Here is a 15,736-nt window from a genome sequence, read left to right as displayed (position 1 = left end):
CGGTCGAAAAGCGGCGGACGGATCATCGAGTGCAGACGTGACGGCACGGCGCGGACGAACGACAGACGTGACGGCACGGACAGCAGTCGAGACGAGACGGCACGGACAGAGGAGCGCCCTCATGACCACCCCGCCCCAGCAGCCGCTCTTCATCGACGGCGAATACACCGCCGCGCCGGACGCGCGGAGCTTCGAGGTCATCAGCCCCGCCACCGGCGAACCGGTCGGCTCCATCCCGCTGCCCACCGCCGCCGACCTCGACCGGGCCGTGGCCGCCGCGCACCGGGCGCAGCGCTCCTGGGCCGGGGTGAACGTCTGGGAGCGGGCGGCCGTCTGCCACCGCATAGCCGACGAGATCGACCGGCGGCGGGACGCGCTCGCCCGCCTCCAGACCCTGGAGCAGGGCAAGCCGCTCGCCGAGTCGGTCGCCGACGTCACCGAGGCGGCCCAGCTCTTCCGGCTGCATGCCGAGGACGCCGTACGGCTCAACGGCGAGACGCTGCTCTCCCGCGACAACTCCAAGCGGATGTTCACCTTCCATCGCCCGGTGGGCACCTGGGGGATCATCACCCCCTGGAACTTCCCGCTGCTGATGTTCGCCGAGTTCGCCGCGCCCGGACTCGCCACCGGCAACGCCCTGGTCGTCAAGCCCCCGGCCCACACCCCGCTCACCGTGCTGAAGGCGATGGAGGCCGTGTCCGCCGCCGGACTGCCCGGCGGCCTGGTGAACATCCTCCCCGGCGACGGCTCCTTCGGCGACGCTCTCGTACGCCACCGGGGCATCCATGCCATCGGTTTCATAGGCTCCTCCGCCACCGGCGCCGCGATCCAGGCCGCCGCCGGGCTCAAGCGCTCCCTCATGGAGTGCTCGGGCAACGGGCCGCTCGTCGTCCTCGCCGACGCGGACGTGGACGCCGCCGCCAAGGCCGCCGTCGACGGCGCCTATCCCTGCGCCGGTCAGGTCTGCTGCGCCACCGAGCGCGTCATCGTGCATACGGATGTGCACGACGCCTTCGTCGATGCGGTACTGCGCGAGTCCGAGCGGGTGGTGCTCGGCGACCCGCTCGACGAGCGGACCGTGCTGGGTCCGCTCAACAACGAAGGCGTCGCCCGGAAGATGGACCGGCATATGGCCGACGCGCGCGAGCGCGGCGCCCGGGTCCTCCTGGGCGGACGGCGCCGCGCCGGTATGCCGACCGGGCTCTACTACGAGTTCACCGTCGTGGACGGGGTGCCGGAGGACAGCCTGCTCTCCCAGGAGGAGTCCTTCGGCCCGGTGGTCCCCATCATCACCGGCCGCGACGAGGACGATCTGCTGCGCATAGCCAACGACGACGCCCTCGGACTCCAGGGCGCGGTCTTCACCCGCAGCATGACCTCGGCGTACCGCTTCATCGAGGAGATGGAGGTGGGCCAGGTGATCGTGAACGAGTCCAACAACTGGTGGGACATCAACATGCCGTTCGGCGGGGCCGGGGCCCGGTCCACCGGCTGGGGCCGGATCGGCGGCAAGTGGACGCTGATGGACATGACCGACACCCGCACCGGGGTGATCAGCCTGTAGCCCGCGCCGAGGAGCCGGTCCCGGTTTCGGAGGCGGCGGCTTCGGAGACGCCGGGCCCGGCCTCGGGAGCGCCAGGCCCGGTGCCGGAACCGCCCACCCCCCGGAGGCCGAACCAGTACGTGCAGCAGAACCCGGCCGCGTACCCGGTCAGCAGCCCCCCGGCGTACACCGCGGCCGTCATCCCCAGCCCTCCGCTCCCCTGGAGCAGCGGGAACAGGGCCCAGCCCGAGGGCCCGATCGCCGTCGACCCCACCGTGTCGCCGAACATATGGAAGAGCCCGATGAAGCCGCCGCCGAAGGCCCCGCCCACACAGGCCGTGACGAACGGGCGGCCGAGCGGCAGCGACACCCCGTAGATCAGGGGCTCGCCGACCCCGAGCAGCCCGGCCGGAAGCGCCGAGCGGACCGTGGCCCGTACCGCCGGATCGTGCGGCAGCCGCAGATACACGGCGACCGCCGCGCCGACCTGGCCCGCGCCCGCCATCGCGAGGATGGGCAGCAGCACGGTGAAGCCCTGCTGCTCGATCAGGGTGGCGTGGATCGGGATCAGCGCCTGGTGCAGCCCCAGCATCACCAGCGGCAGGAACAGCCCGCCGAGCACGAAACCGGCGATCGCCCCGCCGCCCGAGAGCAGCAGCCCGGCGAAGTCCCCGATGGCGGTGGAGACCGCGCCCGCCACCAGCATCAGCCCGAAGACGGTGACCAGCCCGGATACGAGCACGGTCACCGTCGGCGTCACCAGCACGTCCAGCGCCGCCGGCACCCGGTTCCGGCACGCCTTCTCCGTGTACACCGCGAGCAGCGCCGCCCCCAGCGCGCCCAGGACGCCGCCCTGGCCGGGGGAGAGCCGGTGCCCGAAGACCGCGATCTGCGCGACGCCGGGAAAGACGACGATCGCGGCGACCGCGCCGCCCAGCACCGGAGTGCCGCCGAACTCCTTGGCCGTCTGATAGCCGACGAAGACCGGGATCAGCGCCATGAATCCGCCCGCCAGCGCGGCGACGGCGGCCGTGAGACCGGGGAGCAGCCCCATATTGACGAGCAGTCCGTTCAGCCCGGCGATGACGCCGCAGCCGATCAGCGCGGGGATCAGCGGTACGAAGACATTCGCGATCCGGCGCAGAAAGGCTTTGAAGGGGGTGGCGTTACGGGCCTTCCGCGCTTCCTTGATGGCCGCGCCCCGCGCCACGAGCGAGGGCCCCCGCGCCACGAGCGAGGGCCCTGCCGCCGCCACCAGCGCCTCGAACGCGGGGGCGACCCGGGCGACCGTGCCCGGGCCGAGGACGATCTGGTACGTATCGTCCTCGACCAGGCCCAGCACGGCGGGCAGCGCCCTCAGCTCCTCCTCGCGCACCAGGGAGCGGTCCTGGAGCCCGAGGCGCAGCCGGGTCATGCAGTGGGCGACGGACGTGACGTTCGCCGCGCCGCCGACGAGGGGAAGGATCGCGGCGGCGACGGCCCGGTTCTCCGATGTAGGCGGTGTGGGCATAGGGGGGAGCCTTGCTGTGCGGTCACTCTCTGGCGGTGGCGACGCGGAGGGCCGCGCGGAGATGGCCGCGGCTCTCGGTGAGCAGCCGGGCGGCGGTGGGGGCGTCGACCGAGCCGAGGATGGTGAGGATGGCGTTCTTGACCTCGCCGCCGGTGGCGGCGAGGGCGGTCTCGATCTCGTCGTCGGACGCGCCGGTGGCGAGCGCGACGATACGGCGCGAGCGGGCGCGCAGCTTCTCGTTGGAGGCGCGTACGTCGACCATCAGATTTCCGTAGGTCTTGCCCAGCCGGATCATGGTGATGGTCGAGAGCATGTTGAGGACCAGCTTCTGCGCCGTGCCCGCCTTCAGCCGGGTCGACGCGGTGAGCAGCTCGGGCCCGACGACGACTTCGATGCCGTGCTCGGCCGCGGCGGCGAGCGGGCTGCCCGCGTTGCAGGAGAGCCCGATGGTGAGCGCGCCGAGGGAGCGGGCGTGCGCGACCGCGCCCACGGCGTAGGGGGTGCGCCCGGAGGCGGAGATTCCCACCACCGTGTCATCGGCGGTCAGCTCCAGTGCCTTGAGGTCCGCGGCGGCGAGTTCTCCGCTGTCCTCCGCGCCTTCGACGGCCTTGACGATGGCGGAGGGGCCGCCCGCGATGAGCCCCACCACCTCGCCGGGGTCGGTGTTGAAGGTGGGCGGGCACTCGCTGGCGTCCAGGATGCCCAGCCGACCGGGGGTGCCCGCGCCCGCGTAGATCAGCCGTCCGCCGCGGGCCATCCGCTCGGCGGTGGCGTCGATGGCGGCGGCGATCCGGGGCAGCTGGGCCGCGACGGCCCGGGGGACGGTCTGGTCCTCGCCGTTCATCAGCCGTGCGAGGTCGAGCGTGGGCAGCCGGTCGATGTCCGCGAGCTCGGGGCGGAACGCCTCGGTGGTGAGCGTGTCGAGCTGGGCGCGGAGTTCACCGGGGGCGGGGGAAGTGGAGGTCATCGGGGACGCTTTCTTCGAGGGTCTCTTCGGTGTGTGGTCTCTGGTCCGTCCGGGTGGCGCTTCAGGTTCAGGGGCGGTCTTCAGCGGGCGGTGCTCAGCGGGCGTTGCTTCAGCGGATGCTGCTCAGCGGGCGTTGCGGGGAGTGTGCCGATGGGCGAGGGCTTCGTACGAGGCGGCGAGTGCGGGCGCGGCGGTCTCATAGGTCCGCTGGGCCACCCCTATGAACAGGCAGTCCACGACGAGGAGCTGACTGGTACGGGAGGACATGGCGGCGGGCCGCAGCTCGCTCTCGCGGGCGGTGGAGGTGGTGAGCACATGGTCGGCGTACTGGGTGACGGGTCCGTCCGGGCGGCCGGTGATCGCGACGGTGGTCGCGCCGCGCTCGAAGGCGACCCGCAGGGGTTCGATCACATCGCCGGTGGAGCCGGAGTGGGTGATGGCGATGGCGACGTCGCCGGAGCGCAGCTGTACGGCGTTGGTGACGGCGAGATGGGGATCGGCGTGGGCGTGGGCGATCAGTCCGATACGGAGCAGTTTCTGTGCCAGGTCCATGCCGACGAGGGAGGACGCGCCGACTCCGTAGACATCGATCCGGCGGGCGGTCGCGGCGGCGGCGACGGCGGCGGCGAGCTGGACGGTGTCGAGTCCGGCGGCGGTGTCGGCGAGGGTCTGCTGTTCGTCGTAGGCGAGTTTGGCGACGACCTCCGAGATCGGGTCGTCGACGGCGATGTCGGCGGTGACGCTGGGGGCGCGGCCGGACTGCTGATGGGCGGCGAGTCCGGCGAGCGCGAGGCGTAGATCGCGGTAGCCGGGGTATCCCAGGAGCCGTGCGGTGCGCACCACGGTGGCTTCGCTGGTGCCGGTGAGCTCGGCGAGGCCGGTGACCGTGAGGGCGGCGCAGCCCGCGGGGTTGTCGGCGACGGCTTCGGCGACGCGCTGCATGGAGCGGGTCAGCGACGGGGTGAGGGTGCGGACCTTGGCGGCGAGGGCCGCGGGGGCGGGCGGCAGACCGGTCGGCTGGGAGGCGTTGAAAATTTCCTTCACATGATCAGTCACATATTGAAAGATATTTTCGTTATACGGGCGGGGTCAACCCCGCCGGGGCGGACGGTGCGACCGCCGGGGGGCGACAATGGCGGCATGAATGACGCCGATCCCCTTGAGCAGGCCCTTCACACGGCCCGTGCCCTGGTCCTCGCGGACCTCGCCGCCCGGGACGCGGCGGACGCGGAGGTGGTGTCCCTGGTCGAGAAGTCGGTGACGCACCGCCGCTGGTGGGTGGAGCAGTGGCCGGACGGGCTGGCGTATCTCACGGGCCTGGTCGCCCAGGATGTGCAGGACGCCCTGCTGGAGAGCCATGGCCGCTGGCCGCTCTGCCCGGTCTGCGACGAGGGCGATCCGCATGCGCTGGAGGTGGAGCCGGAGCTCGGTCCGGACCCGCAGTGGGTGTGCCACAAGGCGGGTGTGGTGGTCGCGCCGGTCGGCGGACTCGTATGACGCGCTCGTACGGCCCGTCGCCGGGCGGCGGTCGCCGGTGACCGTCTACATCGACCCGCCGACCTGGCCGGGCCACGGCAGGATGTGGTCGCATCTGATCAGCGATGTGTCGTACGACGAGCTGCACGCGTTCGCGTCGTTGATCGGCGTGCCGTCGCGCGCGTTCGAGCGGGACCACTACGACGTCCCGTCGCACCGTTACGCGGACGCCGTGGCGGCGGGGGCGGTGGAGGTGTCGAGCCGCGAGGTGGTGCGACTGCTGGTGAAGGCGGGGCTGCGGCGGCCGAAGGGGCGACCGGCGTAAGGCGGTACGGGGCCGGGTCTTCCGGGCGTACGGTGCCGGGTCAGCCGAGTCCGGGCGTACGGCACCGGGGCTGCCGGGTTCGGGCGTACGGCACCGGGGCTGCCGGGTTCGGGTCCTCCGGGTCCGGGCGTACGGCGCACCGGGCGGGCCGCCCCTGGAGACGGCCCGCCCGGCCGGGCTCAGACCCGCTCGCCCGTGGCGGCGGCGGGCACGTCAGCGGGCTTCCGGACGACTGCCGGGGAGGCGGCTACCAGCCGTGACCTGCCGTGCAGCCGCAGCGACACGGCCACAAGACCCAGCGCCACGACCGTCATCGCGGCACCCGCCCAGGCCGTGGACGCGAAGCCGAAGTCCGCGTCGATCACCGTGCCGCCGAGCCATGGCCCGCCCGTGTTGCCGAGGTTGAAGGCCGCCGTCGTGGTCGCGCCCGCCAGGGTCGGGGCCGCGCCCGCCACATTGAACATCCGGGCGTTGAGGGCCGGAGCGGTGAAGAACGCCGAGAGGCCCAGCAGGAAGGCGAGCGCGATCGTCACGGCCGGGCTGGACGCGAAGAGCGCGAGCGCCGCGAGGAACACGGTCGAGGCGGTGATGCCGCTGAGCAGCACCCCGAAGAGATGGGCGTCGGCGACCCGGCCCCCCACCGTCGTACCGATCAGCGCGCCGAGCCCGAAGAGCCCGAGCACCCAGGGCACCCAGCCCTTGTCGAGCCCGGCGACATCGGTGAGCAGCGGCGCGAGATACGAGAACGCGCAGAACACCCCGCCCGCCGCGAGCGCGGTGATCGCGATGGACAGCCAGACCTGCCGGTCGCGGTAGATCGAAAGCTCCCGTCGCAGCACCGGCCGCTCGGCGGGCAGCGGGATGCGCGGAATCAGCGTCACCACGCCGACGAGCGCGATCGCGGACGCGAGGCCCACCGCCCAGAACGCGGACCGCCAGCCCAGATGGTCCCCGAGGAAGGCCCCGGCCGGGACGCCGAGGACATTGGCGATGGAGAGCCCGCCGATCATCACGGCCATCGCCCGCGCCCGCGAGTTCATCGGCACCATCGCGATGGCGACCGCCGCGCCGAGCGCCCAGAACCCGGCGCAGGCGAGCGCGCTGATCACGCGGGAGGCGAAGAGGATCTCGTACGTGGGGGCGAGCGCGCCCGCGACCTGCCCGAGGCCGAAGACGGTGATCAGGGCGATGAGGGTCGCCTTGCGGGGCAGCCGGAGCGTGGCCACGGCGAGCAGCGGCGCGCCGATCACCATGCCGATGGCGAAGGCGGATATGAGCAGACCGGCCTGGGGGATGGTGACGTTCATGTCGTCGGCGATCGGCGGGAGCAGACCGGAGAGCATGAATTCGCTGGTGCCGAGGGCGAAGACGGAGAGGCCGAGGATATAGACGGCGAGGGGCATACGGGGGCGCGGAGGGGCGGCTTCGGGCATGACGTGGCTAACCGTGGGGGTCGCGCCGGGCATTCCCGGGAACGGTGTGTGATTCGCCCTGTTCAGAGCTCGGTCCGGCTCGGTCCGGCTCGACTCGGCTGCTGGTCCGGCTGCCGGTCCGGCCCGGCCCTCGATCCGGCTCAGCTGCCGGTCCGGCCCGGCTCAGTTCGGCCCGCGGCCCGCTCAGCCCTCGGTCTGGCTCAGCCCTCGGCCCCGCTCGGCCGTCGGCCCCGCTCGGCCGTCGGCCCCGCTCGGCCGTCGGCCCCGCTCAGCCGCCGGTCCAGCCCGGCCCGCCCTGCCGCGGCCCATGCCCATGCCCGATCCTGCCTCCGGAGTCCATTCGGTCGTCCCTCGGCCGCCGGAAGGTCAGCGTCAGCCCCCTGGCCCCCTGCACCTGGCCGCCGCCGATCAGCTGGACGCCCCCGCTCGACGTCACCTGGAACCACAGCTGCGCCTCCGCCAGCGGCAGCGTGCCCCCGCGCTCGGCGATCTCCGCGAACACCTGCTGGAGCGCGTCCACCGTGTCCGCGAGATTTCTGCGCAGCGGCCCGAGTGGCACCGACCGCAGTATGGAGCCGCCGTCCCGGCTGAACAGGGCCCGTGCGCCGTCCAGCGCGGTTTCCCCGGCGTCCTGCTCGTTGGCGTCGACCCAGAAGAGGAGGGACTCCACGGCCGGTACGGACGCGTCCGCCGTTTTCTCGCTCATGGCGGGGACTTTAGGGCCTGAGCCCCGGATCCTGGGTGAGCCGTGCCAGCTCCGCCGTCAGATTGCGGCGGGCCGGCTCCTCCCACTCCCGCCGTCCGTACGGGGTGTGGAAGAGCCTCGGCAGCGCGAGGAGCCCGTGGAGCACGGCGGCGCGGCCGGTGCGGAAGGCGTCGTCGGGCACGAAGGCGTACTCCTCCCGTACGGCGGCCGTGTACGCCTCGTACGCCGCAGGTTCCGAGGCGAGGATCGCGAGGTCCGCGTCGCAGAGCACCGCGCCGTTGGCGTCGGACTCCCCGGGGTCGTGGGTGAGGGTGAGCCGGACCAGCCGGGCGACCTCCCCGGCGGCCTCGGGGGAGAGCCCGGCTTCGGGGAGCGCCCGCTCGGCGAGCCGGGCCGAGCGCTCCTCGTTCTCCGAGCGGTCGGGGAGGTAGACGGCGTCGTGGAACCAGGCGGCGAGGCGTACGAGATCGGGGTCGGCCGCATGGGCGGCGAGGGCGTCGACGTGGTCGAGCACCGCGGTGAGGTGGGCGACGGTGTGATAGCGGCGCTGGGGCTCGGCCCAGCGGGCGAGGAGGTTCTCGGCGTAGGGGAGCGGATCGGGTCCGTCCGCGCCGCTGCCGCGTGCGGCGAGCAGGGCGTGCGACCACCGCTGGCTGAGGTCCGGGCTCATACGCCGACTCTAGGCCGTCCGGATTCCGCGGCGGCCCGGTGGCGTGGGCGGCCGGCGGTCTGGCGGCCCGGCGGTGGGAGGGAGCCACTTTCGGCCCCCTTTCGGCCCTCTTTATCGGGGTGAAACGGGAGAAAAAGGTTCACACTGGGGTCAGAGAATGTGTGCCACCCAGTTCGACGGAGGCAGACACCATGGTCACAGTGATCATCGTCATAGGCGTTCTCCTGGTGGTTCTGCTCACCGCGTCCATGTGGTGGGACGCCATCCGCCGGGAGAAGTACGAACCACCGCGCCCCGATGAGCAGCCCGAGGTTCCCGACCACCGGGAGCACCTTGAGGAGATCCGGGAGGCGGACGTGGACGCCTTCCCGCCCGAGGGCGCCGACCGGCTCCTTCCCTACAACATGCACACCCACAGCAGCCACAGCACCGGAAAGGGCCGCGAGTCCCGGCCGGACCACGGCCCGAACGTCGGCGGCGGGGCCTTCGGCAGCGGGGGCCTGGGCGGCTGACCGGCTGGTTTCCCCCATACGTACGACCGCGGGGGCCCGGGTGGCTGACCACCCGGACCCCCGCGTCTGGGGAGGAATCTTTACGACGCTGCCTTGAATCCGCGCAGTCGCAGGCTGTTGCCGACGACGAAGACGGAGGAGAAGGCCATCGCCGCACCCGCGATCATCGGGCTGAGCAGGCCCAGCGCCGCGAGCGGCAGGGCGGCGACGTTGTAGGCGAAGGCCCAGAACAGGTTGGTGCGGATCGTGCCCAGCGTGCGGCGGGCCAGCCGGATGGCGTCGGCCGCCGCCCGCAGGTCGCCGCGGACCAGCGTCAGATCCCCGGCCTCGATGGCCGCGTCCGTGCCGGTGCCCATCGCCAGTCCGAGATCGGCCTGGGCGAGCGCCGCCGCGTCGTTGACCCCGTCGCCGACCATGGCCACGCTGCGGCCCTCGGCCTGGAGGCGCTTGACGACGTCGACCTTGTCCTCGGGCATGACCTCGGCGATGACCTCGTCGATGCCCACCTCGGCGGCCACGGCCTCGGCCACGGCCTTGTTGTCGCCGGTCAGCAGGATCGGGGTCAGGCCCAGCTTCCGCAGCCGGGTGATGGCCTCGGCGCTGGTGTCCTTCACCGCGTCGGCGACCTCCAGGACCGCACGGGCCTCGCCGTCCCAGGCGACCGTGATGGCGGTCCGACCGGCGGCCTCGGCCTGCTGCTTCGCGAGGACCAGCCCGGCCGGCAGGCGGATCTCCCACTCGGCGAGCAGCTTCTCGCGGCCGACCAGGACGGCATGGCCCTCGACGATGCCCTGGACGCCGAGTCCGGGGATGTTGGCGAAGTCCTCGGGGGTCGGGAGCGCCCCGGTCCTGGCGGCGGCTCCGGCGGCGACGGCCTGGGCGATGGGGTGCTCGGAGGCGTTCTCCAGGGCTCCGGCGAGCCGCAGCACCTCGTTCTCGTCGGTGGTCTCGGCGGTGTGGACGGCGAGCAGGGTCATCTTGCCGGTGGTGACGGTGCCGGTCTTGTCCAGGACGACGGTGTCGACCTTGCGGGTGGTCTCCAGGACCTCGGGCCCCTTGATCAGGATGCCGAGCTGAGCGCCCCGGCCGGTGCCGACCATCAGCGCGGTCGGCGTGGCCAGCCCCAGGGCGCAGGGGCAGGCGATGATCAGTACGGCGACGGCGGCGGTGAAGGCGGCGGTCCAGCCCTCTCCGGTGGCCAGCCAGACCCCGAGGGTGCCGAGGGCCAGCAGGATCACGATGGGGACGAAGACGGCGGAGATCCGGTCGGCGAGGCGCTGGGCGGCGGCCTTGCCGTTCTGGGCGTCCTCGACCAGCTTGGCCATCCGGGCGAGCTGGGTGTCGGCGCCGACGCGGGTGGCCTCGACGACCAGCCTGCCGCCGGCGTTCAGGGTGGCTCCGGTGACGCCGTCGCCGGGGGAGACCTCGACGGGCACGGACTCGCCGGTGAGCATGGCGGCGTCCACGGCGGAGGAGCCCTCGACCACGATTCCGTCGGTGGCGATCTTCTCGCCGGGGCGGACCAGGAAGCGGTCGCCGACGGCCAGCTCCGCGGTGGGCACGCGGACCTCCTTGCCGTCGCGGAGTACGGTGACCTCCTTCGCGCCCAGCTCCATCAGCGCCTTGAGCGCGGCGCCCGCCTTGCGCTTGGAGCGGGCCTCGAAGTAGCGCCCGGCCAGGATGAAGGCGGTGACTCCGGCCGCGGCCTCCAGATAGATGTTGGAGGCGCCGTCGCTGCGGGAGATGGTCAGCTCGAACGGGTGGGTCATGCCGGGCATCCCGGCGTGGCCGAAGAACAGCGCGTACAGGGACCAGAGGAAGGCGGCCGAGGTGCCGACCGAGACCAGGGTGTCCATGGTCGCGGCGCCGTGCCGCAGATTCGTCCAGGCGGCGCGGTGGAAAGGCCAGCCCGCGTAGGTGACGACGGGCGCGGCCAGGGTCAGGGAGAGCCACTGCCAGTACTGGAACTGGAGGGCCGGGATCATCGCCATCGCGATGACGGGCACGGAGAGGGCGACCGCGGTGATCACGCGCTGGCGCAGGGTGCGCAGCTCGTGGTCGTCCTCGGGGGCCGGTCCGTCGCCGCTCTTGCCGGGCTCGGCCGCCTGGGCCCGGGGCCTCGGCTCCGTGGCGGTGTATCCGGTCGCCTCGACGGTTCCGATCAGGTCCTGGATGGAGACCTCGTCGCCGACGAAGCTGACCTTGGCCTTCTCCGTGGCGTAATTGACGGTGGCCTCGACGCCGTCCATCCGGTTGAGCTTCTTCTCGATGCGGGCCGCGCAGGAGGCGCACGTCATGCCGCCGATGGCGAGTTCTACCTCTTGGTGGGTGGCTGTGTGCGCCACGGTTCCTCCCTGTCCCGTGATTTATACCCCTGGGGGGTATCCCTTCCGAGTTCATGTATACCCCCTCTAGGTATGGAAAGCAAGTGCGGGCGAGGTTCCGGATCTCCTGGGCGCTGCTGCGCTCGCAGAGCGTGCGCACTAGGCTTGGCATTGGACTAGACCTATTGATGCAGCAGTTCGTCTCCCAGGAGGATTGGGTTCCCATGAGCAACCGTGCGGTCCTGGAGGTGATCGCCCTGGACGCGGCGGACGCGATCGCGGCGCGGTCCGGAGGCGCGGACCGGCTGGAGCTGGTCACGGACATGGCGGCGGACGGGCTGACGCCGTCGCGGGAGACGTTCGGCCGGATCCGGGCGGCGGTGGACATCCCGCTGCGGGTGATGCTCCGGCTGACCGATGGATTCTCGGCCGGTACGCATGACGATGTGGAGGCGCTGGTACGCGTCGCCGGGGAGCTGCGGGCGGAGGGCGCGGAGGAGTTCGTCTTCGGCTTCCTGGACGCGGACGGGAACCCGGACCTGGTGACCGTGGAGCGGCTGGTGGCCGAGATCCAGGGCTGCTCCTGGACGTTCCACCGGGCGATCGACCGCGCGGCCGACCGGGACGAGCTGCGCAAGCACCTGGCGGAGCTGCCGGGCCTCGACACCTTCCTCACGGCGGGGGCGGCGTCCGGTGTGGACGAGGGCCTGCCGACCCTGCTCGCGGAGGCGGAGCGCAAGGGGCAGCCGGGGTACCGGACGCAGATCCTGGTCGGCGGGGGACTGCGGCTGGACCATGTCCCGGTGCTGCTCGGCGCGGGGATCGACGGCTTCCACATCGGCGGCGCGGCACGGCCGAAGGGCTGGGCGGGGCCGGTGGACGCGGAGGCGGTCAGGGAGTGGCGCCGGGTGCTGGACGCGTAGTCCGGCTGTCGCCGGGGGCGGCAGGGTTCCTTTGGATGCGCGAAGGGGCCGGGGGCTGAGCCCCCGGCCCCTTCGGCCGTATCAGGAGGCGCCTCCGGCACCATGGCGCGGGAGGAGGTGCCTCCGGCACCACGGCGCGGCCCGGACGCCGCTCCATGGGACGGATTCACGGCGTCCGGCGGACCGCCTACTGCCGTCCCCGGGCCGGGCCGCCTACCCGGCGGGCCGGTGGAAGACGACCTCCGGGTTCCCCGGGGTCGGCCCGTTGAGCAGCCGCTGCGGGATTCCCTTCAGATGCCGGTCGAAGAAGGCCGAGACATACCCCCGGGTGATCCCGGCGGCCCGCTCGGCGGAGAGCGCGGGCTCCTGTGGTGCGCCCAGCAGCTGCTCCAGCAGGACGGGCGCGTCCGTGAAGCTGCCGTGATCGCTGCCGTTGACCGTGATCCACCGCTTCCAGCCGTCGAGACGCTTCCACGCCTTGCCCCAGCTCGCGTCCGGGCTGCCGGGCACGCTGTCGGCCGCGCCCAGCATCATGAACGGCCGCCCGTCGAGCCCCTTCTTGGGCACGGGGGCGAAGAAAGTGCCGTCCATGTTGATCCCGGCCTTCACCCGCCGGTCGTCGGCCATGGTGCGGGACGCGCTGTTCCCGCCGATGGAGTGCCCGGCCATGCCGATCCGCTTGCGGTCGATCGTCTTCGCGTACCGCCAAGCCGGATCAGGCCCGGTCAGCTCGTCGAGGACGAAGGAGACATCCTTCGAACGCCCCTTGGGCACGGTGGAGAACGGCACTTCTCCCGACTCGGCCTTGTCGCAGGCCACACAGTCCAGCACGCCCCGGCCGGGGAAGGCGGTGGCCAGGGACTCGTACGCGTGGTCGACGGTGGCGACGACATACCCCTTGCTCGCCAGCTCCTCCGCCAGGAGCGTCAGCGTCATCCGGGACATGGTGAACCCGGGCGACAGCACCACCAGCGGGAACTTCCCGCCCTTGGGCCGGGCGTCCTCCCGCGCGTACGTCCGGGTCTTACTCAGCTTCTTCGCCGAGCCGGCCGGGAACGTCATCCCGGCACCGTTCCGCTCCAGCAGCAGCCGGGCCTCCTCGGCGCTCATATACCTCTTGGCGGGGGCGCCGCTCCCCGCCCGCGCCGGGTAGTGCAGCGACACCATCAGCTGCCGCGCCCCCGAGGCGGGCACCCAGTGGTCCACCCGGCCGGCGTCGGTCATCGGGAGCGTGGTCAGCCCCACGGCGTACGGCCCGGTGGGACGCGGCAGCTCCATCCCGGCGGAGACGGAGACGGAGACGGCGGCGGCCACCGGCGCCCCGGACGGGACGGCGGCGGACGCCGCCCCCGCGAGCGGCAACGGCAGGGTCAGCGCGAGCAGTGCGGCGATGGTGCTGCGACGGAGTCTGGTCATGCCCTGGACCGTATGTGCGCCCGCCCCCGCAGATCATCGCCGCCGGGGATGACACCCACTCAGACATTCGTCATAGCTCCGCGCCCGCCGCCTCCACCTCAGGTCTGACCCGCGCCTGTCGCGGTACGACCCGGGGGCGATGCGCGCATATCAGGGCCTGGGCAGACCCCACGGTCATGCAGGCCCCCGCCTTCCTCGACACCCAGCTCCCCGGGGCCCGCGCATGGGCCGGCGTGGTGACGTCACCGGTCTGCTGGAGAGTACGGCCCTTCGGCCAGGGCCGTGTCACCAGGACGGACTCATTTCCGCCGTACCGCTGTACGCGATGGGTGTGACGAGCAGCCGTCAACCTGTCTCAACCTGGAGGTGTCTCAGGTACTCGCTATCGCCTGGCCGCCCGGGAGTACCGTACGGCCAGGCTTCGGCGTGCCAACGGTCACGGACACCCGCCGTGCGGTGTGATCCACCTAACGGTCTTCCGCAGCATCAGGCTGCGGCGGGCAGCTCGGTGCGTGTGCGGTGGATGAGGTCGGCCACCTCGGGCTGTCCTTTCCACGGGGTGAGGGCGCGGGCGGCCTCGTGGAGGTAGCTGTGGGCGCGGCTGGAGCGGACGTTGCTGAGGATGCGCAGTGAGGTGTTTGCGGCGGTGAGGCCGCGTTCGAGGTCGCGGTTTTGGAGGTGGCTGGTGGCCAGGACCGCCATGCGGATGCCGGTGGCGCGGGTGAAGTGGTCTGCGGGCATGGGCTCGGCAAGCTCGTTCCAGGTGAAGGCGCCCTTGGGGTCGTTGAGGTCGCGGTGTACTTCGGTGGCGTCGGCGGCGAGCCGGGCGTGGGTCATGTAGGCGAGCTGCTCAGGGTCGTGGCTGCCTGGCCGGATGGAGTCGAGGAGCTCTTCGGTCCGGCCGAGCGCGGCCTTGGCGGCCTTGGCGTTTCCGGCACGCCCGTGGGCGCGGGCCTCGGTCAGCTTGGCGAAGGCCAGCACCCGTGGTGCGGCGTGTCCGAGACCGCGTTCGTAGGCGCCTTCGGCCATGTCGGCGGCTTGTTCGGGGTAGCCGCGCAGAGTGGTCTGGAGGGCCATGGTGGCCATCACGTAGCAGCCGCTCTCCACATTGCCCGCGGCCCGCGCCAGGCGCAGGGCCTGGACGAAGTGGCGCTGGGCGATGTCGTGGTGGCCGGTGTCGACCGCTGACCAGCCCACGACCCGGGAGAGCTCGGCGGTCGCCGCGAACAGCTCGCGCCCGATGGTCTCGGTGTAGGTGCCGGTCAGCAGCGGTGCGGCGTTCAGGCGCAGACATTCGGTGACCGAGCTGGCCTTCCAGTTCCCGCCGCCGAAGCGCGAGTCCCACAGGCGGGCTTCATCCGCGGCCTTCCACAGTTCGTCGAGGTCGCTACGGCCGACCTGCCGGCCTCCTTCATGCGCGGTCGGGGCGTCGGTCGGTTTGGCCAGCCAGCGGGTGACAGGCGTGGCGAAGGCAGCGATGGCGAAGCCGTTGCTGATGACCTGGCGACGGGAGCGGTCCACGGTTCTCCAGTAGGTGGCGGCGACACGGATTGCATCGACGGGGTCGCGGGCGAAATCCAACCCCATGTCAGGGTTTCCGCCTGACCGGCTATACATGCCGATCTCGGTCACGCTCACCACTCTGCCGAGGCGTTCGCCCAGCGCAGCGGCCAGGAACTCGGGCGTGCGGCCGCGCGGGATCATTCCGAGATTCACCCACCTGGCGACACTGGTGTGCTCGTACCTGAGCGGAACACCGGCCGCGGCACCGATCCTGTTGATCTGCGCGGCCAGGGATTTGTGACTCGCGCCGGCCTGCTTGACGAGCCGGGCCAGATCCTCGTTGGGATCACCCCGGCGGTCCTTCCTGGGCGCCACCGAGCCCCCTCATGCCAGCCGGTGTCCTGCGACGCGGATGCCGCAGGCGCGGG

At 72.2% G+C, this 15,736-nt stretch carries 14 protein-coding genes; 5 read left to right on the top strand and 9 right to left on the bottom strand.

The features are described from left to right. The first annotated feature begins 121 nt into the window (after positions 1-121). Positions 122-1,564 (top strand): aldehyde dehydrogenase family protein, encoded by a 1,443-nt coding sequence (locus tag FF041_RS30140; RefSeq protein ID WP_153525727.1) that lies wholly within the window; start codon positions 122-124, stop codon positions 1,562-1,564. Here FF041_RS30140 and FF041_RS30135 read toward each other — a convergent pair. From FF041_RS30135 to FF041_RS30125, 3 genes are all read right to left on the bottom strand, one after another. Continuing rightward, on the bottom strand, positions 1,554-3,053 hold the full coding sequence (locus tag FF041_RS30135) for a PTS transporter subunit EIIC (RefSeq protein ID WP_153525726.1): 1,500 nt from the start codon (positions 3,051-3,053) through the stop codon (positions 1,554-1,556). The two genes, FF041_RS30140 and FF041_RS30135, sit on opposite strands and share 11 nt — an antisense overlap. Positions 3,054-3,075: 22 nt before the next feature. Continuing rightward, positions 3,076-4,020: an N-acetylmuramic acid 6-phosphate etherase gene (murQ, locus tag FF041_RS30130; RefSeq protein ID WP_153525725.1), complete on the bottom strand. Its 945-nt coding sequence runs from the start codon at positions 4,018-4,020 to the stop codon at positions 3,076-3,078. A 123-nt stretch (positions 4,021-4,143) separates the two neighbouring features. Next, the gene (locus FF041_RS30125; RefSeq protein ID WP_323372458.1) at positions 4,144-5,076 is read right to left on the bottom strand and encodes a MurR/RpiR family transcriptional regulator; all 933 of its coding nucleotides are present in this window, start codon (positions 5,074-5,076) and stop codon (positions 4,144-4,146) included. An 84-nt stretch (positions 5,077-5,160) separates the two neighbouring features. On the opposite strand from FF041_RS30125, the gene FF041_RS30120 reads away from it, so the two are divergent. After that, positions 5,161-5,517: a hypothetical protein gene (locus tag FF041_RS30120; protein WP_153487285.1), complete on the top strand. Its 357-nt coding sequence runs from the start codon at positions 5,161-5,163 to the stop codon at positions 5,515-5,517. Positions 5,518-5,554: 37 nt separating this feature from the next. Next, a complete protein-coding gene (locus FF041_RS39520; RefSeq protein WP_323393134.1) occupies positions 5,555-5,821 on the top strand; it encodes a DUF4031 domain-containing protein in 267 nt (88 codons plus the stop codon). A gap of 179 nt (positions 5,822-6,000) precedes the next feature. Here FF041_RS39520 and FF041_RS30110 read toward each other — a convergent pair whose 3' ends face one another. The 3 genes from FF041_RS30110 to FF041_RS30100 form a co-directional block, all read right to left on the bottom strand. Then, the gene (locus tag FF041_RS30110) at positions 6,001-7,224 is read right to left on the bottom strand and encodes a Cmx/CmrA family chloramphenicol efflux MFS transporter (RefSeq protein ID WP_194292240.1); all 1,224 of its coding nucleotides are present in this window, start codon (positions 7,222-7,224) and stop codon (positions 6,001-6,003) included. Positions 7,225-7,522: 298 nt separating this feature from the next. After that, the gene (locus FF041_RS30105) at positions 7,523-7,960 is read right to left on the bottom strand and encodes a Pepco domain-containing protein (RefSeq protein WP_153525722.1); all 438 of its coding nucleotides are present in this window, start codon (positions 7,958-7,960) and stop codon (positions 7,523-7,525) included. 10 nt (positions 7,961-7,970) lie between these two features. Further along, positions 7,971-8,630 (bottom strand): HD domain-containing protein, encoded by a 660-nt coding sequence (locus FF041_RS30100; protein ID WP_153525721.1) that lies wholly within the window; start codon positions 8,628-8,630, stop codon positions 7,971-7,973. Between the two features lie 191 nt (positions 8,631-8,821). Here FF041_RS30100 and FF041_RS30095 point away from each other — a divergent pair, with 191 nt between their 5' ends. Then, positions 8,822-9,142: a DUF6479 family protein gene (locus FF041_RS30095; RefSeq protein WP_153525720.1), complete on the top strand. Its 321-nt coding sequence runs from the start codon at positions 8,822-8,824 to the stop codon at positions 9,140-9,142. Positions 9,143-9,222: 80 nt separating this feature from the next. Here the strand turns inward: FF041_RS30095 and FF041_RS30090 are convergent, their stop codons facing one another. Beyond that, positions 9,223-11,487, bottom strand: coding sequence for a heavy metal translocating P-type ATPase (locus FF041_RS30090; protein ID WP_323393132.1), 2,265 nt, complete (start codon positions 11,485-11,487; stop codon positions 9,223-9,225). 203 nt (positions 11,488-11,690) lie between these two features. Here FF041_RS30090 and FF041_RS30085 point away from each other — a divergent pair, with 203 nt between their 5' ends. Further along, positions 11,691-12,389 (top strand): copper homeostasis protein CutC, encoded by a 699-nt coding sequence (locus FF041_RS30085; protein WP_153487295.1) that lies wholly within the window; start codon positions 11,691-11,693, stop codon positions 12,387-12,389. A 213-nt stretch (positions 12,390-12,602) separates the two neighbouring features. On the opposite strand, the gene FF041_RS30080 is transcribed toward FF041_RS30085, so the two are convergent. Together FF041_RS30080 and FF041_RS30075 are read right to left on the bottom strand one after the other, a co-directional pair. Beyond that, positions 12,603-13,805 carry an alpha/beta hydrolase family protein gene (locus tag FF041_RS30080; RefSeq protein ID WP_153525719.1) on the bottom strand — a complete coding sequence of 401 codons (1,203 nt, stop codon included), beginning with the start codon at positions 13,803-13,805 and terminating at the stop codon, positions 12,603-12,605. A 486-nt stretch (positions 13,806-14,291) separates the two neighbouring features. Further along, a complete protein-coding gene (locus tag FF041_RS30075) occupies positions 14,292-15,683 on the bottom strand; it encodes a sporulation protein (protein WP_323393130.1) in 1,392 nt (463 codons plus the stop codon). Between the last annotated feature and the right edge of the window lie 53 nt (positions 15,684-15,736).

Origin of the sequence: Streptomyces jumonjinensis, from assembly GCF_009600885.1 — a bacterium.
GTDB classification, from domain to species: Bacteria; Actinomycetota; Actinomycetes; order Streptomycetales; family Streptomycetaceae; genus Streptomyces; species Streptomyces jumonjinensis.
The sequence above is the reverse complement of the archived record's forward strand: the minus strand, read 5'-3'. Positions and strand labels throughout refer to the sequence as shown.